Origin of the sequence: Ancylobacter terrae (assembly GCF_045108345.1) — a bacterium.
Lineage (GTDB): Bacteria > Pseudomonadota > Alphaproteobacteria > Rhizobiales > Xanthobacteraceae > Ancylobacter.
Genome location: NZ_JBJGXH010000001.1, coordinates 442,850 through 469,289, shown reverse-complemented (window position 1 = coordinate 469,289; position 26,440 = coordinate 442,850). Strand labels below are relative to the sequence as shown.

The 26,440-nt window shown below is 70.6% G+C and carries 22 protein-coding genes; 13 read left to right on the top strand and 9 right to left on the bottom strand.

Annotated elements, in window-relative coordinates:
- Window positions 1-109: 109 nt before the first annotated feature.
- The gene (gene fumC, locus ACEUEL_RS02165; RefSeq protein WP_405701686.1) at window positions 110-1,501 is read right to left on the bottom strand and encodes a class II fumarate hydratase; all 1,392 of its coding nucleotides are present in this window, start codon (window positions 1,499-1,501) and stop codon (window positions 110-112) included.
- Window positions 1,502-1,892: 391 nt separating this feature from the next.
- Here fumC and ACEUEL_RS02160 point away from each other — a divergent pair, with 391 nt between their 5' ends.
- The 6 genes from ACEUEL_RS02160 (at window position 1,893) to ACEUEL_RS02135 (ending at window position 6,593) form a co-directional block, all read left to right on the top strand.
- Window positions 1,893-2,081 carry a DUF4169 family protein gene (locus ACEUEL_RS02160; RefSeq protein WP_405701683.1) on the top strand — a complete coding sequence of 63 codons (189 nt, stop codon included), beginning with the start codon at window positions 1,893-1,895 and terminating at the stop codon, window positions 2,079-2,081.
- The gene (locus tag ACEUEL_RS02155; RefSeq protein WP_405701681.1) at window positions 2,078-2,356 is read left to right on the top strand and encodes a ribbon-helix-helix domain-containing protein; all 279 of its coding nucleotides are present in this window, start codon (window positions 2,078-2,080) and stop codon (window positions 2,354-2,356) included. The genes ACEUEL_RS02160 and ACEUEL_RS02155 overlap by 4 nt, the downstream gene beginning before the upstream one ends.
- 204 nt (window positions 2,357-2,560) lie before the next feature.
- Window positions 2,561-3,724 carry an FtsH protease activity modulator HflK gene (gene hflK / locus ACEUEL_RS02150; RefSeq protein ID WP_405701680.1) on the top strand — a complete coding sequence of 388 codons (1,164 nt, stop codon included), beginning with the start codon at window positions 2,561-2,563 and terminating at the stop codon, window positions 3,722-3,724.
- Window positions 3,721-4,668: a protease modulator HflC gene (hflC, locus tag ACEUEL_RS02145; RefSeq protein ID WP_405701679.1), complete on the top strand. Its 948-nt coding sequence runs from the start codon at window positions 3,721-3,723 to the stop codon at window positions 4,666-4,668. The genes hflK and hflC overlap by 4 nt, the downstream gene beginning before the upstream one ends.
- Window positions 4,669-4,680: 12 nt before the next feature.
- On the top strand, window positions 4,681-4,866 hold the full coding sequence (locus ACEUEL_RS02140; RefSeq protein WP_405701678.1) for a DUF2065 domain-containing protein: 186 nt from the start codon (window positions 4,681-4,683) through the stop codon (window positions 4,864-4,866).
- A 269-nt stretch (window positions 4,867-5,135) separates the two neighbouring features.
- The gene (locus ACEUEL_RS02135) at window positions 5,136-6,593 is read left to right on the top strand and encodes a Do family serine endopeptidase (protein ID WP_405706527.1); all 1,458 of its coding nucleotides are present in this window, start codon (window positions 5,136-5,138) and stop codon (window positions 6,591-6,593) included.
- A gap of 568 nt (window positions 6,594-7,161) precedes the next feature.
- Here ACEUEL_RS02135 and ACEUEL_RS02130 read toward each other — a convergent pair.
- Window positions 7,162-7,680 (bottom strand): DUF1036 domain-containing protein, encoded by a 519-nt coding sequence (locus ACEUEL_RS02130; protein WP_405701676.1) that lies wholly within the window; start codon window positions 7,678-7,680, stop codon window positions 7,162-7,164.
- Window positions 7,673-8,965 carry a glycerate kinase type-2 family protein gene (locus ACEUEL_RS02125; RefSeq protein ID WP_405701674.1) on the bottom strand — a complete coding sequence of 431 codons (1,293 nt, stop codon included), beginning with the start codon at window positions 8,963-8,965 and terminating at the stop codon, window positions 7,673-7,675. The genes ACEUEL_RS02130 and ACEUEL_RS02125 overlap by 8 nt, the downstream gene beginning before the upstream one ends.
- A 151-nt stretch (window positions 8,966-9,116) precedes the next feature.
- Between ACEUEL_RS02125 and ACEUEL_RS02120 the strand changes: the two genes are divergently transcribed.
- From ACEUEL_RS02120 to ACEUEL_RS02105, 4 genes are all read left to right on the top strand, one after another.
- Window positions 9,117-9,977 (top strand): N-formylglutamate amidohydrolase, encoded by an 861-nt coding sequence (locus tag ACEUEL_RS02120; RefSeq protein ID WP_405701672.1) that lies wholly within the window; start codon window positions 9,117-9,119, stop codon window positions 9,975-9,977.
- Window positions 9,978-10,003: 26 nt separating this feature from the next.
- The gene (locus ACEUEL_RS02115; RefSeq protein ID WP_405701671.1) at window positions 10,004-10,309 is read left to right on the top strand and encodes a DUF1244 domain-containing protein; all 306 of its coding nucleotides are present in this window, start codon (window positions 10,004-10,006) and stop codon (window positions 10,307-10,309) included.
- Window positions 10,310-10,444: 135 nt separating this feature from the next.
- Window positions 10,445-10,726, top strand: coding sequence for a DUF2312 domain-containing protein (locus ACEUEL_RS02110; protein WP_405701669.1), 282 nt, complete (start codon window positions 10,445-10,447; stop codon window positions 10,724-10,726).
- 82 nt (window positions 10,727-10,808) lie between these two features.
- On the top strand, window positions 10,809-11,033 hold the full coding sequence (locus ACEUEL_RS02105) for a hypothetical protein (RefSeq protein ID WP_405701668.1): 225 nt from the start codon (window positions 10,809-10,811) through the stop codon (window positions 11,031-11,033).
- Window positions 11,034-11,285: 252 nt separating this feature from the next.
- Here ACEUEL_RS02105 and ACEUEL_RS02100 read toward each other — a convergent pair whose 3' ends face one another.
- The 3 genes from ACEUEL_RS02100 to ACEUEL_RS02090 all read right to left on the bottom strand — a co-directional run bounded on the left by ACEUEL_RS02100 (window position 11,286) and on the right by ACEUEL_RS02090 (window position 17,241).
- The gene (locus tag ACEUEL_RS02100; protein WP_405701666.1) at window positions 11,286-13,061 is read right to left on the bottom strand and encodes a DUF882 domain-containing protein; all 1,776 of its coding nucleotides are present in this window, start codon (window positions 13,059-13,061) and stop codon (window positions 11,286-11,288) included.
- 334 nt (window positions 13,062-13,395) lie between these two features.
- On the bottom strand, window positions 13,396-15,528 hold the full coding sequence (locus ACEUEL_RS02095) for a L,D-transpeptidase family protein (RefSeq protein ID WP_405701663.1): 2,133 nt from the start codon (window positions 15,526-15,528) through the stop codon (window positions 13,396-13,398).
- A gap of 165 nt (window positions 15,529-15,693) precedes the next feature.
- A complete protein-coding gene (locus ACEUEL_RS02090; RefSeq protein WP_405701661.1) occupies window positions 15,694-17,241 on the bottom strand; it encodes a sigma-54-dependent transcriptional regulator in 1,548 nt (515 codons plus the stop codon).
- Between the two features lie 239 nt (window positions 17,242-17,480).
- Here ACEUEL_RS02090 and purE point away from each other — a divergent pair, with 239 nt between their 5' ends.
- Window positions 17,481-17,981 carry a 5-(carboxyamino)imidazole ribonucleotide mutase gene (gene purE / locus ACEUEL_RS02085; RefSeq protein ID WP_405701660.1) on the top strand — a complete coding sequence of 167 codons (501 nt, stop codon included), beginning with the start codon at window positions 17,481-17,483 and terminating at the stop codon, window positions 17,979-17,981.
- Entirely contained in the window at window positions 17,978-19,063 is a 1,086-nt protein-coding gene (locus tag ACEUEL_RS02080) for a 5-(carboxyamino)imidazole ribonucleotide synthase (protein ID WP_405701657.1), read from the top strand. Before purE ends, ACEUEL_RS02080 begins: the two co-directional genes overlap by 4 nt.
- 41 nt (window positions 19,064-19,104) lie before the next feature.
- Here the strand turns inward: ACEUEL_RS02080 and miaA are convergent, their stop codons facing one another.
- A complete protein-coding gene (miaA, locus tag ACEUEL_RS02075) occupies window positions 19,105-20,040 on the bottom strand; it encodes a tRNA (adenosine(37)-N6)-dimethylallyltransferase MiaA (RefSeq protein ID WP_405701654.1) in 936 nt (311 codons plus the stop codon).
- Between the two features lie 133 nt (window positions 20,041-20,173).
- Here miaA and serB point away from each other — a divergent pair, with 133 nt between their 5' ends.
- Window positions 20,174-21,064, top strand: coding sequence for a phosphoserine phosphatase SerB (serB, locus tag ACEUEL_RS02070; RefSeq protein ID WP_405701652.1), 891 nt, complete (start codon window positions 20,174-20,176; stop codon window positions 21,062-21,064).
- A 16-nt stretch (window positions 21,065-21,080) separates the two neighbouring features.
- Here serB and ACEUEL_RS02065 read toward each other — a convergent pair whose 3' ends face one another.
- Both ACEUEL_RS02065 and ACEUEL_RS02060 read right to left on the bottom strand, forming a co-directional pair.
- Entirely contained in the window at window positions 21,081-24,701 is a 3,621-nt protein-coding gene (locus tag ACEUEL_RS02065) for an AsmA family protein (protein WP_405701650.1), read from the bottom strand.
- Between the two features lie 107 nt (window positions 24,702-24,808).
- Entirely contained in the window at window positions 24,809-26,230 is a 1,422-nt protein-coding gene (locus ACEUEL_RS02060) for an FAD-linked oxidase C-terminal domain-containing protein (protein ID WP_405701649.1), read from the bottom strand.
- Between the last annotated feature and the right edge of the window lie 210 nt (window positions 26,231-26,440).

The following is a 26,440-nucleotide window of genomic DNA, read 5'->3' as shown; positions in this document are numbered from 1 at the left end:
GCGCAGCCGGAGAGCCGGGATCGTTCGCCGGTATAACCGCCCGATCCCGGATACGGCCTTCGACCGTTCCGGGATGAGTTGCACGCAAGCACGCGCGGCACATCGGCACTCAGCCCGGCGAGATCATGTTCTCGGGGCGCACCACCGCGTCGAATTCCTCGTTGGTGACATAGCCCCCGCCCACCGCCTCGTCGCGCAGCGTGGTGCCGTTCTTGTGCGCGGTCTTGGCGATCTTGGCGGCGTTGTCGTAGCCGATCTTCGGGGCGAGCGCGGTGACCAGCATCAGCGAGCGCTCCAGCGCCGCCTTGATGTTGTCCTCGCGCGCCTCGATGCCCACCACGCAATTGTCGGTGAAGCTGATCGCCGCGTCGGCCATGAGCCGCACCGACTGCAGGAAGTTGTAGGCCATCACCGGGTTGTAGACGTTCAGCTCGAAATGGCCCTGGCTGCCGGCGAAGGAGAGCGTGGCGTTGTTGCCGAACACCTGCACGCAGACCTGCGTCAGCGCCTCGCACTGGGTCGGGTTCACCTTGCCTGGCATGATCGAGGAGCCCGGCTCGTTCTCCGGCAGCGAGAGCTCGCCGAGCCCCGAGCGCGGGCCGGAGCCGAGCAGGCGGATGTCGTTGGCGATCTTGAACAGCGAGGCCGCCACCGTGTTGATCGCCCCGTGCGAGAACACCATGGCGTCGTGCGCGGCCAGCGCCTCGAACTTGTTCGGCGCGGAGGTGAAGGCCAGCCCGGTGATGGCGGCGATACGGTCCGCCACCGCCTCGGCAAAACCGACCGGCGCGTTGAGCCCGGTGCCGACGGCCGTGCCGCCCTGGGCGAGTTCCATCAGCGCCGGCAGCGTCATCTCGATCCGCTTGATGCCGTTCTCGACCTGCTGGGTGTAGCCGGAGAATTCCTGCCCGAGGGTCAGCGGGGTCGCGTCCTGGGTGTGGGTGCGGCCGATCTTGATGATCGACTTCCACGCCTGCGCCTTGTCGTTGAGCGCGTTGCGCAGCTTGGCGAGCGCGGGCAGCAGGCGGTGGACGATCTCCTCGGCGCAGGCGATGTGCATCGCCGTCGGGTAGGTGTCGTTCGACGACTGGCTCATATTGACGTGGTCGTTCGGGTGCACGGGCTTCTTCGAGCCCATCACCCCGCCGAGCATCTCGATGGCGCGGTTCGAGATCACCTCGTTGGCGTTCATGTTCGACTGCGTGCCCGAGCCGGTCTGCCACACCGCGAGCGGGAAATGCGCGTCGAGCTTGCCCTCGATCACCTCCTGCGCGGCGGCGACGATGGCGTCGGCGAGCGTCGGGTCGAGCCGGCCGAGGTCGCGGTTCACTTCGGCCGCCGCTCGCTTGACGATGCCGAGCGCGCGCACCACCGGCAGCGGCTGCTTCTCCCAGCCGATCTTGAAGTTGCCGAGCGAGCGCTGCGCCTGCGCGCCCCAGTAGCGGTCGGACGCGACCTCGATCGGGCCGAACGTGTCGGTTTCGGTGCGGGTCGTCGTCATCGAAGGTGCCTCTCGAAACGTGCCTGGCCGGTGCGGGAATGAAGCCGGCGGGTTTCTATCACGCCGGATTTGGCGATCAAATCCGCCCAAACGGCGTAGCAGCCCCGCCGCTCCCGCGCCCGTCGCAATCAGAAAGCGCATTCACCCCCGTTGACGCTCTGTCGTTGGAGCGGTGCGGTGAAAAATGATAATAAAATTGAAATATTTCCGGCAATAGGACGTCCTGATCGGGCGATAAGCTGTTCGCGAGCCGCGCTTCAAGCCTCGCATCGCCGAACGGCCGGCACGATTTCGCCCGATTTCGACCGCTATACGTAGGAAATGGGACATTCTTGTTGACGAGTCGCTGTCCAGCAGGCACGGACCTTTGGCAGAGCGGATGGGATCGGCAATGGGCGACATCATCAATCTGCGCCGCGCCCGGAAGCAGAAGGCGCGAGTCGATGCGGAACTAAATGCCACCGCGCGACGTTTGCAGTTCGGCCGGACGAAGGCTGAGCGTGAGGCCGAGCTTGCCGCGAAGCGCAAGCACGAGGCCGCGCTCGACGGACATAGACGTCAAGGAGAGGACGACATATGAAGAGCCCTGTGGTGAAGCGCTCGATCGTCATCGCTGGCCACAAGACGAGTGTCAGCCTGGAAGATCAATTCTGGGACGCTCTGAAAGAGATTGCGGCCAGCCGCCGGAGCACCCTGTCGGATATCGTCGCGGCCATTGATACCGGCCGCAACCAGGGCAATCTGTCCTCGGCGATCCGCCTGTTCGTGCTCGCCCATTTCCGCAATCCGAGCAACGGCCGCGAAGCCTCCGATCACACCAGCGTGAGTGCGCAGGCCCGTTCTACCGTTGCGTAAAGGCGTCCCCTGCCCCACATCTTCTCCCGCGTCGGCGCGTTGAATATGGGTGCCTGCTCACCTATAACCGCGCTCGCCATGCTCCCGTCCGCAGGAGCGTGAACGTTTTCTCGCACGCGAACGGGTGATTGCGCTCTCGCGGGGTTTGCGACCGCGCGTGGGCGGGCGCATCGTCCGGGTGCGATACAGGGGAGATGCCGAGGCATGTCGTGGAAGAACCAGAGCGGCGGCCCATGGGGCGGCGGTCCGCGCGGTCCGTGGGGTAGCGGGCCGCAATCGACGGGGCCGACCCCGCCGGATATCGAGGACCTCATCCGCCGCGGCCAGGACAAGCTTCGCGACGTGCTGCCGGGCGGATTCGGCAGCTCCAAGGGCATCATCGCGATCGTCGCTCTCGCCCTCGTCGTGTGGCTCGCCTCCGGCTTCTACCGCGTCCAGCCCGACGAGCAGGGCGTGGTGCTGCGTTTCGGCAAGTTCGTGGCCACCTCCAATCCCGGCCTGAACTACCACCTGCCCTACCCGATCGAGACCGTGCTGACCCCTAAGGTCACCCGCGTCAACCGCATCGACATCGGCATTCGCGCCGGCGACGACCCGCGCCGCGGCAACGCGCTGCGCGACGTGCCGGAGGAGAGCCTGATGCTCACCGGCGACGAAAACATCGTCGACGTCGACTTCGCGGTGTTCTGGATGGTCAAGCCCGCCGCCCCCGGTTCCACCGAGGATGTCGGCGCCGCGGACTTCCTGTTCAACGTCCAGAACCCCGAGGGCACCATCAAGGCGGTGGCCGAGAGCGCCATGCGCGAGGTGGTCGGCCGCACCAACATCCAGCCCATCCTGACCGGCGCCCGCCAGACCATCGAGCAGGGCGTGCAGGAGCTGATGCAGCGCACGCTCGACAGCTACCGCTCCGGCATCCTCATCACCCAGGTCCAGCTGCAGAAGGTCGACCCGCCCTCGCAGGTCATCGACGCCTTCCGCGACGTGCAGGCCGCCCGCGCCGATGCCGAGCGCCTGCAGAACGAGGCCCAGTCCTACGCCAATCGCGTCGTGCCGGAAGCGCGCGGCGAGGCGGTGCGCGTCACCCAGCAGGCCGAAGCCTACAAGGAACGCACCGTGGTCGAGGCGAGAGGCCAGGCGGCGCGCTTCCTCAGCGTGCTCGACGAATATCTGAAGGCACCCGACGTGACCCGCCAGCGCATCTATCTCGAAACCATGGAGCGCGTGTTCGGCGGCATGGACAAGGTCATCATCGATCCCTCTGCGGAAGGCGGCTCGGGCGTCGTGCCCTATCTGCCGCTCGGCGCGCTCGAACAGCGCCGTCCGGCCGGTCCGGCCCAGCAGAACACCCAGGGAGCGACGCGATGAAGGGTACCTTCGGTCTCGTGCTGGCCGCGATCGTCGCGCTCGCACTGGTCATCCTCTATTCGGCGCTCTTCACGGTCTACCAGACCCAGCAGGCGCTGGTGCTCCGCCTCGGCGAGCCGATCCGCGTCATCACCCAGCCCGGCCTCAACGCCAAGGTGCCGCTGATCGACAGCGTGATCTTCCTCGACAAGCGCATTCTCGACCTCGAGAATCCCTCGCAGGAAGTGATCGCGGCCGACCAGAAGCGCCTCGTCGTCGACGCCTTCGCGCGCTACCGGATCACCAATCCGCTGCGCTTCTACCAGTCGGTCGGCACCATCGAGGGCGCCAATTCCCGCCTCGCCACCATCCTGAACTCGGCGCTGCGCCGGGTGCTCGGCGAATCGACCTTCATCCAGGTGGTGCGCGACCAGCGCGAAAACCTGATGGGCCGCATCCGCGAGCAGGTGAACCGCGAGGCGGCGAGCTTCGGCATCGACGTCCTCGACGTGCGCATCCGCCGCGCCGACCTGCCGGAGGCGAACAGCCAGGCAGTGTTCCAGCGCATGCAGACGGAACGCCAGCGCGAGGCCGCGGAAATCCGCGCCCAGGGCGCGCAGGCGGCGCAGGGCATCCGCGCCCGGGCGGAGCGTGAATCGACCATCATCGTCGCCGACGCCTCCTCCAACGCCGACAAGACCCGCGGTGAAGGCGATGCCCAGCGCAACGCCATCTTCGCCGAGGCCTATGGCCGGGATAAGGACTTCTTCGCCTTCTACCGGGCGATGCAGGCCTATGAGGCGAGCCTGAAGGCGGGCGACACGCGCATGCTGCTGGCGCCCGACTCCAACTTCTTCCGCTTCTTCAACAATCCCGCCGGCGCGGGGCCGTCGCTGATGTCGGCGCCCGCCGCCGCCCCGACGACGCCACCGGCCCCGGCTCCGGCCGCGCCGGCCGCGAACTGACCCGGCGCGACGATGTCGGATCTCATCGTCGCGCTCGGCCTCATGCTGGTCATCGAGGGCCTCACCTTCGCCGCGCTGCCGGGTCTCACCCGGCGCGCGATGGAGGCCATGCTGGAACTCTCGGACTACCAGATGCGCGTCGCCGGCGTCGGCGGCGCGCTCGCCGGGCTTCTCATCGTCTGGCTCGTGCGCGGCTGACATCGGCCGCCTGCGGCCCCGGCCGGCGCGCGACGCCGGCCCCCGCCGCGTTCCCGCCGAAATCGCCTTCCATCCGTTGCGGCAGTGCTCGCACGCTTTTGGCTTGCATCGCGCCCGCGCCCGTCGCAGCGTTCCCCGAGATGACGAGGTCGCCCGCGCCGCGGCCTTGCGAAGGAGGCACCATGTTCCACCGCAGCGACAGCCGCCCGTTCACGCCCGGCGGGTCGGCCCGGCGCCCCGGCGCACCCGCCCGGCCGCGCCGCGCCGGCATGTTCCTCGCCCTCGCGGTGGCCGCCGCCGCGCTGGCGCCGCACCCGCTGCGCGCCGCCGCCACCAAGGGTCCCGACACCGTCGCCGACACCGCGGCGAACGTGATGGACGCGGTGGTGAACATCTCCACCTCGCAGACCGTCGCCCCCTCGCGCAGCGTGCCCACGCCGCAGCTGCCGCCGGGCTCGCCCTTCGAGGAGTTCTTCGACGAGTTCTTCAAGAAGCGCCAGCAGCAGGGCGATGACGGCGACAAGACCCCGCGCCGGGTCTCCTCGCTCGGCTCCGGCTTCGTGATCGATCCCTCGGGCCTCATCGTCACCAACAACCACGTCATCGCCGACGCCGACGAGATCTACGCCAACTTCAACGACGGCTCGAAGCTCAAGGCCGAGCTGGTCGGCCGCGACACCAAGATCGACCTCGCCGTGCTGCGGGTGAAGCCCGATCCCGCCAAGCCGCTCAAGGCGGTGAAGTTCGGCGATTCCGACGTGCTGCGCGTCGGCGACTGGGTCATGGCGATCGGCAATCCGTTCGGCCTCGGCGGCACGCTGACGGTGGGCGTCATCTCCGCCCGCAACCGCGACATCAATTCCGGCCCCTACGACAACTTCCTGCAGACCGACGCCGCCATCAACCGCGGCAATTCCGGCGGCCCGCTGTTCAACATGGACGGCGACGTGATCGGCATCAACACCGCCATCATCTCGCCCTCCGGCGGCTCGATCGGCATCGGCTTCGCCGTGCCCTCCAACACCGCGGTGGCGGTGGTCAACCAGCTCAAGGAATTCGGCGAGACCCGGCGCGGCTGGATCGGCGTGCGCATCCAGGCGGTGACCGACGACATCGCCGAGAGCCTTTCGCTCGGCAAGCCGCGCGGCGCGCTGGTCGGCGGGCTCAGCGACGACGGCCCGGCCGCCAAGGGCGGCATCAAGGCCGGCGACGTGATCGTGAAGTTCGACGGCAAGGACGTGCGCGACATGCGCGCGCTGCCGATCATCGTGGCCGACACGCCGGTCGACAAGGAAGTCGACGTGGTCGTCATCCGCAAGGGCAAGGAAGAGACCCTCAAGCTCAAGGTCGGCCGCCTCGAGGAAAGCGAGAAGGCCGAGGTCGCCGCCGCCACCCCGAAGCCCGAGGCCGACAAGCCCAAGCCCGTCACCCGCAAGGCGCTCGGCCTCGAACTCGCCGAGCTCACCGCGGACCTGCGCTCGAAGTTCAAGATCAAGGACGAGGTCAAGGGCGTCGTCGTCACCGACGTCGACAAGGCCTCCGCCGCCGCCAGCAAGGGGCTGAAGCCGGGGATCGTCATCGTCGAGGTCAACCAGCAGGCGGTCGCCATGCCGGCCGACATCGAGAAGCGGGTGGACGCGCTGAAGAAGGAAGGCCGCCGCTCGGCGCTGCTGATGGTCGCCGACGCCGACGGCCAGTTCCAGTTCACCGCCGTCCCGATCGAGTGAGCCGAACGCGGGCCGGCGCAAGCGCGCCGGCCGCGCCTTCCGCGTGCGTGGCGGGAGCCTGAAGGCCCCCCCGGCGCTTTCCGTCATCCCGGACGGCAGCAGGCCGATCCGGGATCGCCCGCCGGAAAGGTCGCATGCCCGCCCGGCCGTCTCCCTGCCGATGTCATCCCCCGTCATAACCGGGCTCCTGCCGGCCATCGACGCCGTCGCCCCCTCCCCTCACCGGCAAAGCCATGGATCCCCGGGACAGGCCCGGGGATGACGGTGTCGTTACCGGATGCGCGAAGCCAGCGCGGCGCAACCTCCGCCCTGTCGTCATGGCCGGGCGCGTCCCGGCCATCCACGCCTTCCGGGGGCGGCCAACATCGTGGGCTTATGCCGGGAGATGAGTGCCGCGCCCCTCGTCATCCCGGATGGCCGCAGGCCGATCCGCGAGGCCGCCGGAAACGCGCGCCACGACCGGCCGACGCTCCCGGCTCTCCGCTTCACTTCGGCCGGGATGACGGCACGACGGGCGAGGACGCACATAGCCGGCGTCGCCATGCCGGCCCTGCCGATCGCCTCGCCCTCAGGGCGCCTTGGGCGGCGGCAGCGGGGCGGTCAGCGGCAGAGTGGGGTTGGCCATGGGCTGCGATGCCGCCGTCTGGCCCTGCTCGGTGAGCTGCACCGTCCAGCTCTTCTGCTCGCGCGTGTCGACCTCGAAAAAGCCGGTGCGGTCGAAACCGCGCGCCAGGCAGTCCTCGATGCCGCGGATGGTGAATTCCTTGTCGCGCGAGCACATATAGGCCTTGCCCGACCATTCGCCGCCGAGGTCGTAGTCGAGCGCATAGACATAGTAGAAGCGCGCCACCAGGTCGCCGCGCAGCAGCGTCTCGCAGGAATTGGCGGCGACGTTCCACCAGCCTTCCGTCGACCAGGAATCGCCGTCCTTGTAGCCGACCGCGATGCCCACCCGGCTCGGCGTGCGGTTGCACAGGCGGAAATCGGCCGCGGCCGGGGTCGCCACCGCGCCGAGCAGCGGGCCGGCGAGAACCAGCCCCGCCAGCAGAACCCGCCCGGGCCGCGCCGGGCGCCGGCTCTCACGCATCGATGAAGACGGCTCGGAAGTCATTGACGTTGGTGCAGGTGGGTCCCGGTGTCAAAAGATCGCCCAGCGCCTCGAAAAACGCGGTGGAGTCGTTGTTGTCGAGGAAACGGGCAGGATCGAGGCCGAGCGCCCGCGCCCGCGCCAGCGTGTCCGGCATGACGAAGGCGCCGGCCGGGTCGGAGGCGTCGCCGCCGCCGCCATCGGTGCCGTCGGTGTCGCCGGCCACCGCATAGATCCCCGGCGCCCCGCCGAGCGCGGCGGCGAGCGCGAGGGCGAATTCCTGGTTCGGCCCGCCGCGGCCCTGCCCGCGCATGGTCACGGTGAGCTCGCCACCCGAGAGCAGCACGGCGCGCTTGCCCGCCGCCTTCAGCTCCAGCGCCTTGGCCGCCTGCGCCGCGGCCACCTCGCGCGCCTCGCCCTCGAGATTGTCGCCGAGCAGGATCGGCTCGATGCCGGCCTGCCGCACCATCTCCACCGCCGCCACGAAGGAATCCGACGGCTTGGCGATGAGGCGGTACTGCGTGCCCTCGAAGGCCGCGTCGCCGGGCTTCGGCGATTCGTTGGCGGGATCGCGCAGCGCCACCGAAATCGAGGGCGGCGGATCGAGCCGGAAACGGGTGAGCACGTCGCGCGCCTCGGCCAGCGTGCTCGGATCGGGAACGGTCGGGCCGGAGCCGATCACCGCCGGATCGTCGCCCGGCACGTCGGAAATGGCGAGCGTCACCACCCGCGCCGGGCGCGCCAGCGCCGCGAGGCGCCCGCCCTTGATGCGCGAGAGGTGCTTACGCACCGTGTTGATCTCGGTGATGTTCGCGCCCGAGCGCAGCAGCGCCCGCGTCAGCGCCCGCTTGTCGTCGAGCTCGACGCCATGCGCCGGCGCGATCCAGTTGGCCGAGGCGCCGCCCGAGAGCAGCACCACGACGAGGTCGCCCTCGCCCGCCTGCGCCGCCAGCGCCAGCGCCTTCTCGGTGCCGGCGACACCGGCCGCGTCCGGCACCGGGTGGCCGGCCTCGATCATCTCGAGGATGCGCGTCGGCCGGCCATAGCCGTGCCGGGCGACGCCCACACCCGCGAGGCGCGAGGGGTCGAGCCCCAGTTTGTCGAGATAATGCGCTTCCGCGACTTCCAGCATGGAGCCGGCCGCCTTGCCGGCGGCCAGCAGGAACAGTCGGCCCGTCGCCGGCGGCGCCGGCAGCGTTTCCGGCAGCAAGGTCGCCGGATGCGCCGCCGCCACGGCGCCGTCGAACAGGTACTGGAGGAATTCCCGTGGCGAACGATCCGTCATCTCATCCCCTGGCAGAACCCGTGACCCCATCGCCCGGCTGCGGCACAGGCACCCCACCCGCCACCGCGCGACGCGAAACGGGCGTATTCCTATGGCAACCAAAGTCGTACGTCACTATGCTGCTGCCACTTATCGCACACACTGGGACATGATGCTGCGCCAGACTCCGGACGAGACGTCACAGCCCGACGCCGCTGCGTCCGCCGCGCCCGTACCGCCTCCACGGCGAGAGGATTTCCAGGCCGTCGAGACCATCGCCGGCGCGCTCGCCTCCGGCCTGCTGCTGCTCTGCGACCACGCCTCCAACGCGCTGCCGCCCGCCTATGGAACGCTCGGCCTGCCGCAGGCGGAGCTGGAACGCCATATCGGCTACGACATCGGCGCCGCCGCCGTCACCCGCGACCTCGCCGCCCGCCTCGGGGCGCCGGCGGTGCTGTCGCGCTTCTCGCGGCTGCTGATCGATCCCAATCGCGGCGAGGACGACCCGACGCTGGTCATGCGCCTGTCGGACGGCGCCGTCGTGCCCGGCAACCGCCACGCCGATGCCGCCGAGGTGGAGCGCCGCATCGCGCTCTATCACCGCCCCTACCATCAGGCGATCGAGGCGGCGATCGGCCGCTTCCTTGCCGCCGGCATCGTGCCGGCGATCCTGTCCATGCACAGCTACACGCCGGTCTGGCGCGGCACCCCGCGGCCCTGGCACGCCGCCGTGCTGTGGGACAGCGACGACCGCTTCGCCCGCCGCCTCATCGATGCGCTGCGCGCGCCCGGCGATCTGATCGTCGGGGACAACGAGCCCTATGACGGCGCGCTGCGCAATGACTGCCTCAACCGCCATGGCACCGCGCGCGGCATTCCCCATGTATTGCTGGAGATCCGGCAGGATCTCATCGCCGACGCGCCCGGCCAGTCGCTCTGGGCGGAGCGCCTCGCGGCGATCCTGCCGCCCCTGCTGGCCGAGCCGGAGCTGCACGCTGTAAAGCTCTACCGCTCGCGCACCGCGCCGGCCTGAACCGCCGGCCGAACCGGAGACGCCCCATGTCCGCCCTCGACGAAAAGAGCCAGACCGAACTGGAGGCCGCCGCCTTCCGCCGCCTCCTCGCCCATCTGCGCGCCCGCCCCGACGTGCAGAACATCGACCTGATGAACCTCGCCGGCTTCTGCCGCAACTGCCTCGCCAACTGGTATCTCGACGCGGCGCAGGAACGCGCCCTGCCGGTGACCAAGGACGAGAGCCGCGAACACGTCTACGGCATGCCCTATGAGGAGTGGAAGGCGCGCAACCAGAACGAGGCGCGCCCGGCGCAGCAGGCCGCCTTCGCCGCCCGCCGGCCGGAGCACTGAGGCCCGCCATCCACAGGCCGCCCGCATAAGGCGTGGACGAGTGCGGCCCGCGCCGCGCGCCCGCTTGACGCGCGCGGCCCGATCCTGTCCCTGAATGCCCCCGATCACGTCCGACCAGGAAGGCTTCCGCCGCTTATGTCCGACATCCCGAACGACCAGCCTTTGTCCGATGCCGCCGCCGGTTTCGCCAAGGAACAGCTGAAATCCTTCATCGAGCGCATCGAGCGGCTCGAGGAGGAGAAAAAGACCATCGCCGAGGACATCAAGGACGTCTTCGCCGAGGCCAAGGGCACCGGCTTCGACGTCAAGGCGCTGCGCGAGATCCTCAAGATCCGCAAGCAGGACGCCGACCAGCGGGCCGAGCACGAGGCGATCGTCGACCTGTACATGCAGGCGCTGGGCATGGTCGGCGGCTGAACGCCGCGCCCGCGTTCGGGGACGCGGGAACGCCGGCGCCCGTTCCTCGTTGATCCCGTGAGGACAACGATGAGGAGCGCCGATGCCCACCCCGCCCCGCACGCCCGAACCCGGCCAGCCGAACATTCCCCCGCCCGAGCAGAGCCCGGACAGCCCGCCGACGCCGGTGGAGGAGCCCGCGCGCCCCTCCGATCCCGAGATCGCGCCCGGCATCGACCGGCCGGAGATCGAGCCCGGCCGCGGGCCGGACGAACTCCCGCCCGACAGCCTGCCCCCGGTCGAGGCGCCGACCCGGCCGGATCTGTAAGGCCGATGGCGAACGCCCCTGGACGAGCGTCATCCCGGCCGCAGCCGGAGGCGGAGAGCCGGGATCGTTCGCCGCAGAGGACCTGACAAACCGGAGAGGACCTGGCAGACCGGAGCGGATCTGGCGATCCCTGGAGGATGTGCCGCCCCCCGAGCCGAACAAAGCGGAGGGCGCCTCGTCACGCCCCCAACACGAAAAAGGCCCGGCGCGAGCCGGGCCTTTTGACGTTGGACGGCAGCGGACGATGCCGCCCTACTCCTGGACCATGGAGAGCCGCTTCTTCGGCGCCGGGCCGTCGGCGCTGGCCAGCGTCACCACCGGCACGGCGATGACGGCGGCGCCCGAGAAGCGGGTGCTGTCGAGCCCGCCGGAGGCGTCGCGGCCGAAGCCGCCGTCGATGACCTGCTTCGGCGGGGCGACGAAGGCGGCGAGGCGGCGCATCTCCGGGGCGCGCAGGGTCGGCGAGGCGGCGACCGAGGGGCCCGTGAACAGGCGGCGGATTTCCTCGCGCACCTCGGCCGGGTGCGGCGGACGCGCGGTCGCCGGACGCTCCGGGATCGGCACGGCCGCCGGCTGCGGCGCCTTGCCGATGGCCGGGCGGGCGACCACGAAATCGCCGGCGGAGGCATAGGAGAGCATCGGCCGCTGAGGCTCGTTGGAGCCGTGCAGGATGAGCGGCGGCAGGTCGGCCGAGGGGCCGGCATCGGCGATCGCACTGCCCCGCGTCTCGGCCTGCTCGCCGACCGTCGCATTGGTCTTGGCGCGCGGCAGCGGCACGGTGGCGGGAATGGTCGGGTCGTCGCCGGCCTTGAGCGCGGCAACGAGGGCGGGCCGGGCCGGCGGCACCGGCGCCGGCGCGAGCGGGGCGGCGGCGAGCGGGGCTTCCGGCTCGACGAAGGCCGCCGTCGCCACCTCAGCCGGCGCGGGAGCGGCGCTTGCCGGACGGGCAAGCGGCAGCGGCACGGCGGCGGCCGCGACCTGGAGCGCGGGCGCGGCAGCCGGCGCCGCGCCGGGCCGCACGGGCGGCAGCGGCACATCGGCGGCGGCGAGAACCGGGGCCGCCGGAGCGGCGACGGGGGCGCCGGAGCCGGCGCGTGGCGCCGGCAGCGGCACGCTGGCCGCGGCGACGACGCTGGAGGCCGCGGCGACCGCGGCCGGGCCGGCGGGCGGTGCCGCCGGCGTGGTCGCGGCGGCGACGACCGGGGCGGCGGCGGGCGCCGGGCCGGCATCCTCCTCGTCCTCGGCCATCGCCTCGTTCTTCTTGCCGAACAGCGAGGCGAAGATGTTCTTGGCCGGCTTGCCGGGCGAGGCCGAGGCGAACGCCGCACCGGCGCCGCCCGGCCGGTTGCCGCGCTCCTCGACCATGGCCAGCGCCGCCTGGTAGCCGGGCATCGGCTTGCCGTCGGCGGGGATGTGCACGGTCTTGCCGTCCGGGAACACGCGGGCGAGCTGGTCGCGGGTCATGCGCGGCCAGTGGCGGATGCCGCCGGTGTCGAGATGCACGAAGGGCGAGCCGGAGGTCGGGTAGAAGCCGACGCCGCCGCGCTGGAGCCTGAGCCCCGCCTCGCGGATCTTCGCCAGCGGCACGCCGGGAATGTAGAAGTCCATCGCCTTGCCAAGCATGTGCTGGCTGGTCTGCGCCACCCCCTTCGAGCGGGCGCGCAGCATGGCGTTGGTCGCCGGCGAGCGGTAACCGCCGATCACCTCGATCGGGGCGGTGGCGCCGGTGTCGCGATAGACCTCCCAGATGATGTCGAACAGGTAGGGGTCCATCTTGGTCGGCTCTTTGCGCCGCCAGTCCTGCAGCAGCACGTTGAGGCGCTGCAATGCGGCGGGATCGTAGCGCCCGTCGCGCTTGAAGGTGATGGTGCCGCTCTCGCCGGAATGCACGTGGTGCAGGGAAATCGTGCGTGTATCGCCGTTGGCGATCGCATCCTGCAGCATCGTCGTGCCGCACAGCGTAGCAATCGCGGCCAGCGCGGTTGCCTTGAGCAGGAAATACGAACGGTACTTCTGTTTGCTATGCACGAACCCGGAACCCGAAACCAAGGCGTTTCCTTGAGACGACGCGATTCGAGAACCGCGGCGGACATGGTCAACAGTATCTTGTCGGGTTTGGTTAAGGGCCCGTTACGGCCCACCCCCCTTATTGCTGGGAGTCTGCCTAGAAAGAGAGTGTGGCGAAAACGTGCCTTGGGTTAAAAAACCGCTTCGCAGCGCACAATGAGCGCCGATTTCAACTCCGCGTGATATTTTCATCACATCGACGGCACCGAAAATACCATCGCCCGCGAACGGGGCGCGTCCGCGGGCGATGGGCAGAGGCGACGATGCGGTGGCGGGAGCGGGCGCCCCGCCGGTGTCAGGGACGCGGCAGCGGCCGCACCGTGCGGTCGGCGACCCGGCGGGTGCCCTCGAGGCCGAGCATCAGCTTGGTCTGGGCGTTGATGCCGTAGAGATCCTCGACCGTGACCAGATTGCCCGCCCCGTTCACGAAGCTGGTGAAATAGGCGAGGTGCACCGGGAAGCGCTGCTTGAGGTTCACATAGCGCTCCGACCCGCCCTTCATCTTGGCGATGCGTTGCTGCGACCACGGGTCGTTCGGCATCCCCACGGCGAAGATCGCCTCGCCGAACTTCAGCGGCTCGAACACCCGCACGCAGCCATGGCTGTAGGCGCGCCGGGCATTGGCGAAGAGCGAGCGGCTCGGCGTGTCGTGCAGGTAGACCGAGTGCTTGTTGGGGAACATGAACTTGATGTTGCCCAGCGCGTTGCGCTCCCCGGGCGGCTGGCGGAACGAATAGCCCTGCGTGCCCCGACTCCAGTCCACCATGCCCGGATCGACCACGCGCCCGTTGCGCACCACGTCGATGCCCTGGCGCGCCAGCGCGTAGGGATCGGCGGCGAGCTTGGGCAGCATCTCCTTGCGGGCAATGCCGGGCGGCACGTTCCAGGCCGGGTTGAAGACGATGTACTGCATGTCCTGGGTCAGCAGCGGCGTCGGGTTCTGCGGCTTGCCGACGATCACCCGGGTCTCGTGGAACGGCTGCCCGTCCTTGACGATGCGCACCATGAATTCGGGGATGTTCACGAACACATAGGTCGGCGCCACGTCGTGCGGCAGCCAGCGCCAGCGCTCCATGTTGGCGATCACGTCGTTGATGCGCGCCTCGCCGGTGTCGTTCAGCCGGTTGACGGTCGGCTGGTCGAGCGCGCCGCTGGCGGTGAGCCCGGCGCTCTTCTGGAACGCCTTCACCGCCTCGACGAGGTCGGGAGCGTAGACGAGGCTGGTCGCATCGCCCGGCACCTTCAGCCGCACCCGCAGCAGCGGCACGCGGGCATCTTCCTTGCCCGGCCGCAGCAGCTTGCCGGCGGGGATCGGATCCGGCGTCACCGCCTCCGCGCTCGCGCGCAGCTTCGACAGTTCGGCCTTGAGCGCGACATAGCCGGGATATTGCGGAGCGAACGAGGCGAGCACGAGCGCGGGATCGCCGCTCGCGGCGAGGTTCGAGAGCACCGCCAGCGCATCGGGCGGGGTCGGCGTCGGGTCGACATTGGCGGAGATGCGGCTCGGCACGAAACGCCCGCTCTGGGCGTGGCGGGCATAGGTGAGCACCGTCGCGGCGAAGCGCAGCTCCGCGTCGGCGAGATCGATCGCGTCGGCGCCGGACGGCGCGAAGGCGACCACATAGTCGGCCGGCGACAGCCCGTCCTCGCCGGCGGCGGCGAAGCGCGCCGTCGCGGCACGGCCGAGCGCGGTCGGCCCATCGGTCGCGGTGAACAGCGGGGCGCCGTTGCGGGCGCCGTAGAAGGCGGCCAGCGCCGCCTGCTCGGCTTCGCGCGGGGTGAAGCGGGCGGCGCCCTTGTCGGCGAGCCGCGCCAGCACCGCCCCGGCGACCGGATCGGCGGGAACGGCGGCCACGGGCGCGGGCGCCGGCGTGGCGGTGCTCGCGGCAGCGGGATCGCTCGCGGGGGCCGGCGTCACCTCGGCGGGAACGGCAGCGGAGGGCGCGGCAGCGGACGGCACGGCAGGAGCCGGCTCGACCGGCTCGACGGCCGCCGTGGCGGGTGCGGCCGGTGCCGGCTCGGCGGCGGCAGGCTGAGTCGCCGGCGCGGTTTCGGGGGCCGGCGCGGGAACGGCGGCGGTTCCCGGTGCGGGAGCGGGCGCCGCCTCTGTCGCCGACGCGGGGGCCTCGGCCGGCGCCGGCAGCGCCGCCGTGTCAGCCGCCGGCGCGGATACGGGCGCCTCGACAGCCGCCGTCGCGGCCGGCGCGGGCGTCTCCGCCGGAACCGGAGCCGGGGCCACGGCAGCCGGCGCCGGAGCGCCCGCCTCGTCGGTGCTCATCCCGGCGTGGTCGGTGAACTCGGTATCGCTGGCCCCGGCCGGGGAGGCCGCACGCAGCGCGCCGAACTGCGGCACGGTCAGCGCCAGCGAGGTCAGGGCCAGCACGGCGGCAAGCCCGGTCCCCGCGAAATAAGTGGCGCGCCCAGCCATGGATCGTCTCCGTTCCCACCGTGATTCGTCGGGCGTCTTCATCGGCTGCACCGCATGAACTCTCTCTGAACGAGGCCGAACCTTTGTGGACCACATCGTGGCGCTTTCAATTCACGAACACGAAAGAGCGTCGAATAATCAATGCCGTCGCGCCGAAGCCACAGCTCATGCCGGCCCATCCCCCGCCTCGCCCGCCGCCTCCGCCCCCTCCCCGAGCCCGAGTTCGGTGAGCTTGCGGTAGAGCGTCGAGCGCCCGATCTTCAGCCGCCGCGCGATCTCGGTCATGCGGCCCTGATAGTGATCGATGGCGAAACGGATGATCTCCGCTTCGAGTTCCTCCATCGGCCGCACCTGCCCCGCCCCGTCGAGCAGGGCGAGCCCGCCCGCGACCGGTGCCGGGGCGAAGCCCTCCGGGCTCGCGGAGGGCACGATGGGCGCGCGTGCGCCCGCCCCGGGCGCCGCCCCTTCGCCGATCACCAGCGCGGCCGCCGCGGCGGGAACCGGCGCGGGCGCTTCCGGCACCGCGCGACCGGGGGCCTGCGCGGCGATCTGGGGGAATTCGTCGACGTCGATGGTGTCGGCGTCCGCCAGCACCACCGCGCGGAACACGCTGTTCTCGAGCTGGCGCACATTGCCCGGCCAGCGGTACTCCGCCAGCATCTGCATCGCCGCCGCGCTCACCGAGCGGATGGTCTTGCCCTCCTCCACCCCGAAGCGCGCGATGAAATGGCGCACCAGGTCGGGAATGTCCTCGGGCCGCTCGCGCAAGGGCGGAATGGTGATCGGGAAGACGTGCAGCCGGTAGAACAGGTCCTCGCGGAAGCGGCCCTCGCGGGTCAGCGCCGCGAGATCGCGATTGGTGGCCGAGATGATTCGCACGTCGACCTTCACCGGCCGGCGCGCGCCCAGCGGGTCGATCTCGCCCTCCTGCAGCACGCGCAGCAGCTTCACCTGCGTCTCGACCGGCAGTTCGCCCACCTCATCGAGGAACAGCGTGCCGCCATTGGCCTCGAGGAACTTGCCGGTCTGGCGGGTGTCGGCACCGGTGAAGGCGCCGCGCTCATGGCCGAACAGGATGGATTCGACGAGATTGGCCGGGATCGCCCCGCAGTTCACCGCGACGAAGGGCTTCTCCCGCCGCTCGCCCGAGCCCTGGATGGCGCGGGCGATCAATTCCTTGCCGACGCCGGATTCGCCCTCCAGCAGCACCGGGATGTTCGAGGCCGCCGCCTTCTCCGCGAGCTTCAGCGCCGCCCGCATGCGCGGGCTGCGGCTCAGCACGTCGCGGAAGGAGAGCGTGCCGGACGCCGAGCGCTTCATCCGGCGGATCTCGCCCTTCAGCGCCTGCTGGGCCATGGCGTTGGCGAGCGAGACCTGCAGCCGTTCGGCGCCGACGGGCTTCACCACGAAGTCGCTCGCCCCGGCGCGGATCGCCGAGACCGCGGTGTCGATGCCGCCATTGGCGGTCTGCACGATCACCGGCACCTCGATCTCGAGCTCGCGCAGCCGCGCCAGCAGGCCGAGCCCGTCGAGCTTCGGCATCATAAGGTCGAGCACGACGCAGTCGATCCGCTCGGCCGGATCGGCGAGCAGCTTCGCCGCCTCCTCGCCCCCTTCGGCGACGAGCACGTCATGGCCGAGCCGGCGCACGCTCGCCTCCAGCAGGCGGCGCTGCACCGGGTCGTCGTCGACCACGAGGATGCGGGCGGTCATGGGCGATCACTGTCCCGTTTCGGGGCACTCTGCCGGTCGCGGGTAAACGTGCCCTTAAGTGAAGCCCGCCAACTCGGTCGCATCGCATCGATCGGTCGCTCGCCGCACGCATCGTCCACCTCACTGCACTGATCGGTCACTCCCGGTCATCCGCAGGCGCCGCAAGGTTTTCCTTGCCGGACGGGGGCTGATTCCTGTAATCCCGCGCCTTCTTTTCCGGGGGTTGGGGAAACGGGGCGATGAATGCTGTGACGACCGCGGCCGCGGGGCCGGTCGCCATCATCATGGGCAGCCAGTCGGACTGGGAGACCATGCGCCAGGCCGCCGAGACGCTCGAGGCGCTCGGCATCGGCCATGAGGCGCGCATCGTCTCGGCCCATCGCACGCCCGAGCGCATGTTCGAATTCGCCAAATCGGCCAAAGGCTTGGGCTTCAAGGTCATCATCGCCGGCGCGGGCGGCGCGGCGCATCTGCCGGGCATGGTGGCCTCCCTCACCTCGCTCCCCGTCTTCGGCGTACCGGTCGAGAGCAAGGCGCTGTCGGGCCTCGACAGCCTCTATTCCATCGTCCAGATGCCGGCCGGAATCCCGGTCGGCACGCTCGCCATCGGCAAGGCCGGGGCGGTGAACGCGGCGCTTCTGGCCGCCGCCGTGCTGGCCCTGAACGATGCGGATATTGCGGATAAACTGGACGCCTGGCGCGCCGCCCGCACCGGCGCGGTCGCGGAGCGGCCCGAATGACCCAGCTAAAGCCCGGAGATACCATCGGAATTCTCGGCGGGGGGCAGCTCGCGCGGATGATCGCGCTGGCCGCGGCCCCGCTTGGCCTCAAGGCACACATTTACGCCCCCGAGGCCGGCAGCCCGGCCTTCGACGTCGCCGCCGCCCATACCATGGCACCGTACGAAGACGGCGCGGCGCTGGACCGCTTCGCGTCGCAAGTCTCTGTGGTGACATACGAATTCGAGAACGTGCCGGTCGCCACCGCCGAGCGCCTCGCCCGCCACGTGCCGGTGCATCCGGGCCCGCGCGCGCTCGGCATCACCCAGGACCGGCTCGCTGAGAAGAGCTTCATCGCCGGCCTCGGCATCCCCGTCGCACCGTTCGCCGCGGTCGACGACGAGGCGCAACTGATTGACGCCATTGCGAAAATCGGTCTCCCCGCCGTGCTGAAGACGCGCCGTTTCGGCTATGACGGCAAGGGCCAGGTGATGCTGCGCCCGGGCGACGATCCCGCCGCCGCCTTCGCCGCCATCGGGAAGAATCCCGCGGTTCTGGAAGGGTTTGTGCCATTTTCGGCGGAAGTCTCGGTGGTCGCCGCCCGCAATGCCGAGGGCGCCTTCGCCGCCTATGAGGTCACCGAGAACGTCCACCGCCACCACATCCTCCACCGCTCCACCGTCCCCGCCAACCTCGCCCCGGCGGCGCGGGAAGAGGCCGGCGAAGTCGCCCGCCGGATCGGCGATGCGCTCGGCTATGTCGGTGTTTTCGCTGTGGAAATGTTCGTCGTGGAGAGCGACGGCGCGACGCGGATCGTGGTCAACGAGATCGCCCCGCGCGTCCATAATTCGGGTCACTGGACGCTGGATGGCGCCGAGACGAGCCAGTTCGAGCAGCATGTGCGCGCCATCGCCGGCTGGCCGCTGGGGCTGACGGCCCGGCGCGGGCGGGTCGAGATGGTCAACCTCATCGGCGACGAAGCCCTTGATTGGCCTGCGATTCTCGCCGAGCCGGGCGCCCACCTGCATCTCTACGGCAAGGCCGAATCCCGACCGGGTCGGAAGATGGGCCACGTCACGCGCATCCGACCGGAAGCCGGATGAAGCGGGCGTTTGCCGTTATATTCCAATGAATTGATCGACGGTCAGGCGAACGCCCCGCGCAGCCGCTCCGCCGCGGCCTCCGGCGCGAGGTGTTCCCAGCCCGTGAACTGGTGACGGAACCAGGTCTCCTGCCGCTTGGCATAGCGCCGCGTATCCAGAACGCCCCCGGCGGCAGCCTCGTCCAGCGTGATCTCGCCGGCGAGATGGCGCCTAAGTCCTGGAACACCATGCGCTTTCAGGATCGGGCGGGCCGGGTCGAGCCCGCGCGCGTCGAGCCGGCGCACCTCATCGAGCGCCCCCGCCGCCAGCATGGCCTCGAACCGCCGGGCGATCCGCTCCCGCAGCGCGCCGCGATCGACGGAGAGGAAAATCTTCAGGCACTGCAGCGGGTTGATGACCGGCGGCGTGCCCGGCCGCGCCTGCCAGTCCGCGAGCGGCCGCCCGGTCGCCTCGATCACCTCCAGCGCCCGGATGATCCGCTGCGGATCGGAGGGCCGCAGCCGCGCGGCGGTCAGCGGATCGAGGTAGGCGAGCCGGGCATAAAGTTCCGGCGCCGGCACACCCTCGGCCGCGCCGCGCACGCGCAGCCGCACCGCCTCGGGGATCGGCGGAACCTCCGCCAGCCCCAGGGTCAAGGCCTTGAAATAAAGGCCGGTTCCCCCGATCAGGATGGGCAGCCGCCCGGCCGCCTCGGCCTCGGCGATGGCCTGCGCCGCCTCCGCCAGCCACGCCGCAACGGAGTACTCCGCGGCACCGTCGACATGGCCGTAGAGCCGGTGCGGGGCAAGCGCCTCCTCTTCCGGCGTCGGCCGCGCGGTGATGATGCGCAGGTCGGCATAGACCTGCATCGAATCCGCGTTGATCACCACCCCGCCGGCGGCCCACGCCAGATCGAGCGCCAGCGCCGACTTGCCGCTCGCCGTCGGCCCTGCGATAAGCACCGCGCGTGGACGGTCCGTCCGGCTTTCGGCGAGCATTTCCCTGATCCCGATCGGCGGCGCAACTCCGGCCGCGTGGCGCCCTCGCGGGCGATAATGCCTTGATCCGCCTGCTCCTTGCCCCGATGCGCCGCATCAGGCAAGGCCCATTGGCCAGCCGTCGAGCCCTTTCATGTCCGATACCCGCTCCCGCGTCGCCGTGCTGGTCGCCAACCCGGAAGATCCGGCGCTGACCGAGGCCGTGCTCGCCGCCGCGCGGGCCGTCCTGCCGCAGGCCGGCCCTCCCCGCACCCTCGCGCCCGGCATCGCCGCCGAGATCGCCTTCGAGGGCGCCGTCGATGTGGGGCAGCTTCGCGCCGCGCTCGCGCCGGCGCCGGTCGACATCGCTATCGTCCCGGCGGCAGGACGCCGCAAGCGCCTGTTCCTCGCCGACATGGATTCCACCATGATCGGCCAGGAATGCATCGACGAGTTGGCCGACTACGCCGGCATGAAGGCCCATGTCGCCGCCATCACCGAGCGGGCGATGCGCGGCGAGATCGCCTTCGAGCCCGCCTTGCGCGAACGTGTCGCCCTGCTGCGCGGGCTCGCCGTATCCGTCGTGGACGACGTCATCGCCGATCGCATCAAGCTGACGCCCGGCGGCACCGAGTTGGTGCGGACCATGCGGGCGAATGGCGCGCGCACCGTGCTGGTCTCGGGCGGCTTCACCCTGTTCACCGGCCGCGTCGCCGCCGCCATCGGCTTCGATGCGCATTTCGCCAACACGCTGCTGGTCGAGGACGACCGCTTCGCCGGCGGCGTGGCCGAGCCCATCCTCGGGCGCGAGGCGAAGCTCGCCACGCTCGAGCAGCAGCGCGCCACGCTCGGCCTCGCCGCGTCCGACACGATGGCGGTCGGTGACGGGGCGAACGATCTGGCCATGCTCGGCGCGGCGGGGCTGGGCGTCGCCTATCACGCCAAGCCTCAGGTCGCCGCCGCTGCCCACGTCCGCATCGATCACGGCGATCTCACCGCCCTGCTCTACCTGCAGGGCTATACGCGCGACGAATTCGCCGCCTGACGGCGCAAGGAACGCCTCAGGGGAAGCTGGGCGCGTTGCGCGGCGCGTCGGGAATGGGCGCCGGCGGGCGCAGCACATCGGCGCCCGGCATCTGGAACGGTGCCGGCGGGGGTGGCAACACCCGGGTTTCGATCTCGCGCGGGCGCACGGGAGCCGGCAGGCGGGGGCGCGGCGGGGCGGCGGCACGCGGCGCCGGCGCATCGGGCGCAGCTGCCGGACGATCCGGAGCGGAGGGCCGCTCGGGAGCCGACGGCGCCACCGCTGGCGGGGGTGCCGGTGTTTCGGGAACACTGCCAGGCGAGGGGGCCGGATCGCCGGTCGATGCGCCGGCATCCATCACCGGGGAACGGCCATACACGGCCTCGAGGCGCTTCGTCTCGCGCTCGACGGCCCGCATGTTGATGGCGGTGCCCAGCGCGGCGACATCGAGCCGTCGCTCGGGCGCCCACAGAGGCCCGCGCCAGGAGAGGGTCGCGCCCGGCGTCGCGCTGGCGCGGGAGTCGGTGGCGTCCTCCATTTCGAGGGAGGCGTCGAGATTGAGGCGTGGCAGATCGAGGCTTCCCGTCGCGGCAAAGCGCATCGATCCGACCGATACGCGCGCCGTGCCGGTCTTCACCGTCCCGCCGATGACGCTCAGCGGCGCCTCGATCCGCCCGAGCCGCAGCGGCCCGCGCGCCAGTGCCTGGTCGAAGAGCTGGACGAGGCGGCGATTGTCCGGTGGCGCGCCGCGTTCCGTCCCGAGCATCACATATTGCAGGCTGCGCGGATCCGCGCCGGCGAGATCGAATTCGTCGACGCCGAGGCTGCCCTGGCCGGCGAGCGCCTGCGCGAGCGCCAGCGGCGTCCGGCCCGCACCGGTCAGGTCGAGCACCAGTGTGGCGCGCCCCTTGACCACCGGCCGCCCCCCTACGGCCGCCACCAGCGGCACGATGTCGACACCGCTGGCATTGATATGCCCATCGGCCTCCAGCACCTCGCCGCGACGGCGCAGCTTGCCGTTGGCCGAAAGGCGTCCATCGGCAAGTGCACCGCTGATCTCATCGACCGTAGCCGTGGTTCCGTCGTGGCGCAGGCGAAGCCGGGCGCCGGTCATGACCAGGGCGCCGGGCAGGTCGAGATTGGCGATGTCGAGATTGGCGCGGAAGGGAAAGCCCGCGAGAGGCGCGGCGGCGAAACGTCCGTCCGACCAGGCACCCGTTCCCGACGCCGCCCCGGTGACGAGAGCGGCGAGGCGCAGCAGCGCCAGTCGGTCCGACGCAAGATCGGCTTGCCAGGGCTCGGCGAGGTCGGGCGAATAGCTGAGCGTGCCTTTCAGCCGCGTGCCGGCGAGCGTGCCGGACAGGTTCTCGATCCTGTAACTGTTGCCGGAGAGCGCGAAGCGCCCGGCAAAGGCGGCGTCGATGGTACCACCGGCCGGCACGGCCATCGCGAGATTGGGGAAGAAGCGGACGAGGTCGGCACCCTCGAGCGAAACGTCGAACTGGGGTTTCACCCCCTGCTGCGCATCAGGCTGCAGCGTGCCGCGCGCGCGCAAGGCGGCGCCCGCGAGGGCGAGGCTGGCATCGAGGGCTTGCGCGCCATCCTTCGGCGTCATGGTGGCCTCGATCCGGGCAACGCCGAGCCCCGACCGCAGGCCGCCGATACCGAACCGGGACAGGAGCGCGGCGCCATCGGCGATGTCGAGGCCGAGGCGCCCGCCGAGGGTGTTCCAGGCGCCGTCGGCACTGCCCTCGGCCGTCCCCGAGAGGGCTCCGAGGCGACCGCTGGCGGACAGCGTGACGGCTCGGCCGGACGTATCGAGCTTCACGGCGAGATCGAGCGGTGCCAGCGTGGCACCCAGCCTGTCGGCAACGCCGGCCGCGGCAGTGGCACCGGCAAAGCGCAGCAATGCGGGCAGGCCGGCCGCTTCATTTCCCGCCAGACGCAGGTCGAACTGTGCGGCCGGCGGGGCATCGGGCGCCGCCAGCCGTCCCGAGCCGGTGACGTCGATGCCGCCGAGCCCGACCACGTCGATGTCGTCGATGGCCAGCCCCCGCGGTCCCGCGCTCAGGCGGAAGGCCGCCTTGTCCGCGCCGAGACCCGCGAGCCGGATTCCGCTGCCCGTGAAGGCCAGGGCGACCGGCAGCCCACTCGTCGCGGCGAAGGCGCGCCGGACCGGCTCGACCAGCGGATCGAGCTCCAGCCCGGCCGCGGTCAGCGCGGCCTCGAGCCCACCGGTAGCGGGAGCCGCCGGGTAGGCATAGGTCAGCGTCCCGCCGACCCGCGTTACCGCCCCCAAGGCGAGATCGAGATCGGCGAGGCGAAGCCGATCGAGGCCCGCCGCGAAGCGGGCGCCGAGCTTGAGCGGCCCGGCGGGGAAGCCGGCCAGCACGGAAACGGCACCGGGTGCCGCCCAGCCGGCGAACACCACCGGGTCATCGGATTCGAAGGCGAGAGTGCCGGCGAGAGCGCCGCCATCCGCCGAGGCGGTGGCGCCGGTGATCCTCAGCGCGGAACGGCCGGGCAGCTTCGCTTCAATGGAACTGACCTGCCATCCCGTCGCCGACCAGCCGAACGCGGCACGCAGATCCCGCGTCGGCGCGCCGCCGAGGAGCAGCGTATCGGCCGAGAGCGTGACGGCCGCCGTCGGGACAAGGGTGATCACCGGCGCGAGCGCCGCGCCCATCGCGTTGAGAGCCGCGGTAGGAGACATGCCGGCGGCAGCGCCGAGATCGATCTGGCGGGCGGCGAGCGTGAGATCGAGCCGGGCGTCGCGGCCTGTCGCCAGCCGGCCCGATCCGGTCAGCTCGACCGGCCTGTCGCTGCCACCGAAGCTCAGGGTGAACTGATCGGCCTGGATCGCCTCGCGGCCGGCCTTGACCGTGCCGCCGAAACTCCAGCCGGACTTCGCCAGCGGCAGCACCGCAGCGGGGTCGGCCTTGCCGCCGACGCTCACCCGCCCTTCGAAGGCCGGCACGCCTGCGGCAAGCCGCAGGACGCCGTCCACGTCGAGCCCGAGCGGCGTCTCCAGTCCCTGAAGGTTCAGCCGGAGCTTGCCCGCACCGTCTGCACCGACCGCACCGAGTCCGCTGCGCAGCGTCATGCGATGCGCCCCGACACGGACCTCACCCTCGAGCTTGAAAGGCCCGCTGGTACCGCCGACGTCGCCGCGCAGATCGAGATCGTCGATACGGAGCGTGCGGTCGGCGCCGCGGTCAAGCACATCCAGCGTACCGTTCTCGACGTCGAGCGAGGCGACGCTGAAGCCGGCGGGTCGGGTGGCCCCGGTCGGCAGCGCGATGCGCCCGGTCGCGTCGACAACCAGCCGCAGGCGCGGCTCCACGAGTGTCAGCCCCTCGGCCACCACCTCGCCACGCATCAGCGCGCCGAGGGAAAGCGCGGCCCGCACCTCCTCGACCGAGCCCCCGGTCGAGACATCGTCGGAGCCGATCAGGACCTTGCGCAGCACGAGACGAGGAGTGGGCAGCAGTTCGGCATCAATGCCGCCGCGCACCAGCACCGGCGCCCCGACGACCCGCGTGGCCTGGGCCTCGAACGCCGAGCGCCATTGCGTCCAATCCACCAGGAACGGCGCCGCGAAGGCCGCTGCGACAGCCAGAATGATCGCACTCGCGATCGTCAGCAGAAGCGTCTGCACCTGGATCCTCCGGGCCGGTCGATGGGACGGACTTCGGCCGGTCTCGCCGCCCCCTCAGAGCCCCGCGAGGCCCGACGGAAAAAGCGCCACCTGTGCGCGAGGGGCGTTCATCCCGCCGCGCCGGAATCCGGCAGCACCTTGCCGGGGTTCATGATGCCATAGGGATCAAGCGCCTGCTTTATGGCGATCATGGCATCGATGGTCGCACGGCCGTGCTCGGCTTCCATATATTTGCGCTTGCCCTGCCCGACGCCATGCTCGCCGGTCGCGGTCCCGCCCATGGCGAGCGCACGCGTCACCATCCGGCCGATGAACAGCTTCGCCTTCGCGACATCCTGAGCGTCGTCCATGTCGACCAGCGTCACCGTGTGGAAATTGCCGTCGCCGACATGGCCGACGATCGGTGCGATCATCCCCATCTCCTCGATGTCGCGCTTGGTCTCGTCCACGCAATCCGCCAGCCGCGAGACCGGCACGCAGACATCGGTCGCCAGCGCTTTAGCCCCCGGCTTCAACGGCAGGCAGGCCCAGTAGGCATCGTGCCGGGCCTGCCACAGGCGGCTGCGATCCTCGGGCCGGGTCGCCCAGTCGAAGGCGCCACCGCCGAATTCGGCGGCAATCTCGCCGAACCGTTCCGCCTGCTCCTTCACCCCCGCCTCGGTGCCGTGGAATTCGACAAAGAGCGTCGGCTTCTCGGCAAGGTCGAGCTTGGAATAGGCGTTGCAGGCCCGGACCTGAACCTCGTCCAGCAGTTCGATACGAGCGACCGGCAGACCGCTCTGGATGGTGACGATGACGGCATGACAGGCGGCGCGGATGGTGGGAAAGGCGCACACGCCGGCGGAAATCGCCTCGGGCAGGCCCTGCAGCTTGAGAGTGAGGCTGGTGATGACACCGAGCGTGCCCTCCGCACCGATCAGCAGGCGCGTCAGGTCATAGCCGGCTGCCGACTTGCGCGCGCGGCGGGCGGTGGTGATCGCCTCGCCGTTCGGCAGCACGGCGGTCAGCGCGATCACATTGTCCCTCATGGTGCCGTATCGCACGGCGTTGGTGCCGGACGCCCGGGTCGAGGCCATGCCGCCCAACGAGGCATCGGCGCCCGGGTCGATGGGGAAGAACAGGCCGACATCCCGCAGATGCTCGTTCAGTTGCTTGCGCGTCACGCCGGGCTCGACCACACAGTCGAGGTCCTCGGCATGCACCGCCAGCACGCGGTTCATCCGCGAGAGATCGATGCAGATGCCGCCCTTCGGCGCGTTTACCTGCCCCTCGAGCGAACTGCCCACGCCATAGGGGATCACCGGCACACGCGCCTCGGCGCAGATGCGAACCACCGTCTGCACCTCATCCGCCGTCTCGACGAACACGACCGCGTCGGGAGCCTCGTTGGGCAGCCAGGTGATTGAGTTGCCGTGTTGCTCGCGGATCGCGCGCCCGGTCGTCAGACGGTCGCCGAACTGCGCCCTCAACGTCGCGACAACGGTCGAAATGGCCGGGGCGGCGGTGGCTTCCTGAGCGATCTCAACCATTTTGATACCTCACATGCGGATGCGCAGCCGTCCGGCATTCCGATAGCCGACAATTCCTCAAACGCAAATCCCGTGACGCTGGAATTGGCGCTAACCACGCTCCACGCTCGACTCGATTTTAGTTACGCGAATGCCATCTCGGCAGGTGACGATTGCTGGAAAACTCGGCACAATGCTTCCCAATAAGGCATAGCGGGTATCGGAACCGCT

Excerpts from the sequence above, each read along its gene's own strand:
- ACEUEL_RS02130 (WP_405701676.1), bottom strand. The coding sequence starts at position 7,680 with ATGCGTGAGAGCCGGCGCCCGGCGCGGCCCGGGCGGGTTCTGCTGGCG.
- fumC (WP_405701686.1), bottom strand. The coding sequence starts at position 1,501 with ATGACGACGACCCGCACCGAAACCGACACGTTCGGCCCGATCGAGGTC.
- ACEUEL_RS02060 (WP_405701649.1), bottom strand. The coding sequence starts at position 26,230 with ATGGTTGAGATCGCTCAGGAAGCCACCGCCGCCCCGGCCATTTCGACC.
- ACEUEL_RS02160 (WP_405701683.1), top strand. The coding sequence starts at position 1,893 with ATGGGCGACATCATCAATCTGCGCCGCGCCCGGAAGCAGAAGGCGCGA.
- ACEUEL_RS02080 (WP_405701657.1), top strand. The coding sequence starts at position 17,978 with ATGACCCAGCTAAAGCCCGGAGATACCATCGGAATTCTCGGCGGGGGG.
- ACEUEL_RS02110 (WP_405701669.1), top strand. The coding sequence starts at position 10,445 with ATGTCCGACATCCCGAACGACCAGCCTTTGTCCGATGCCGCCGCCGGT.
- ACEUEL_RS02095 (WP_405701663.1), bottom strand. The coding sequence starts at position 15,528 with ATGGCTGGGCGCGCCACTTATTTCGCGGGGACCGGGCTTGCCGCCGTG.
- ACEUEL_RS02140 (WP_405701678.1), top strand. The coding sequence starts at position 4,681 with ATGTCGGATCTCATCGTCGCGCTCGGCCTCATGCTGGTCATCGAGGGC.
- purE (WP_405701660.1), top strand. The coding sequence starts at position 17,481 with ATGAATGCTGTGACGACCGCGGCCGCGGGGCCGGTCGCCATCATCATG.
- ACEUEL_RS02105 (WP_405701668.1), top strand. The coding sequence starts at position 10,809 with ATGCCCACCCCGCCCCGCACGCCCGAACCCGGCCAGCCGAACATTCCC.
- hflC (WP_405701679.1), top strand. The coding sequence starts at position 3,721 with ATGAAGGGTACCTTCGGTCTCGTGCTGGCCGCGATCGTCGCGCTCGCA.
- ACEUEL_RS02155 (WP_405701681.1), top strand. The coding sequence starts at position 2,078 with ATGAAGAGCCCTGTGGTGAAGCGCTCGATCGTCATCGCTGGCCACAAG.
- hflK (WP_405701680.1), top strand. The coding sequence starts at position 2,561 with ATGTCGTGGAAGAACCAGAGCGGCGGCCCATGGGGCGGCGGTCCGCGC.
- miaA (WP_405701654.1), bottom strand. The coding sequence starts at position 20,040 with ATGCTCGCCGAAAGCCGGACGGACCGTCCACGCGCGGTGCTTATCGCA.
- ACEUEL_RS02120 (WP_405701672.1), top strand. The coding sequence starts at position 9,117 with ATGCTGCGCCAGACTCCGGACGAGACGTCACAGCCCGACGCCGCTGCG.
- ACEUEL_RS02090 (WP_405701661.1), bottom strand. The coding sequence starts at position 17,241 with ATGACCGCCCGCATCCTCGTGGTCGACGACGACCCGGTGCAGCGCCGC.
- ACEUEL_RS02125 (WP_405701674.1), bottom strand. The coding sequence starts at position 8,965 with ATGACGGATCGTTCGCCACGGGAATTCCTCCAGTACCTGTTCGACGGC.
- serB (WP_405701652.1), top strand. The coding sequence starts at position 20,174 with ATGTCCGATACCCGCTCCCGCGTCGCCGTGCTGGTCGCCAACCCGGAA.
- ACEUEL_RS02135 (WP_405706527.1), top strand. The coding sequence starts at position 5,136 with ATGTTCCTCGCCCTCGCGGTGGCCGCCGCCGCGCTGGCGCCGCACCCG.
- ACEUEL_RS02115 (WP_405701671.1), top strand. The coding sequence starts at position 10,004 with ATGTCCGCCCTCGACGAAAAGAGCCAGACCGAACTGGAGGCCGCCGCC.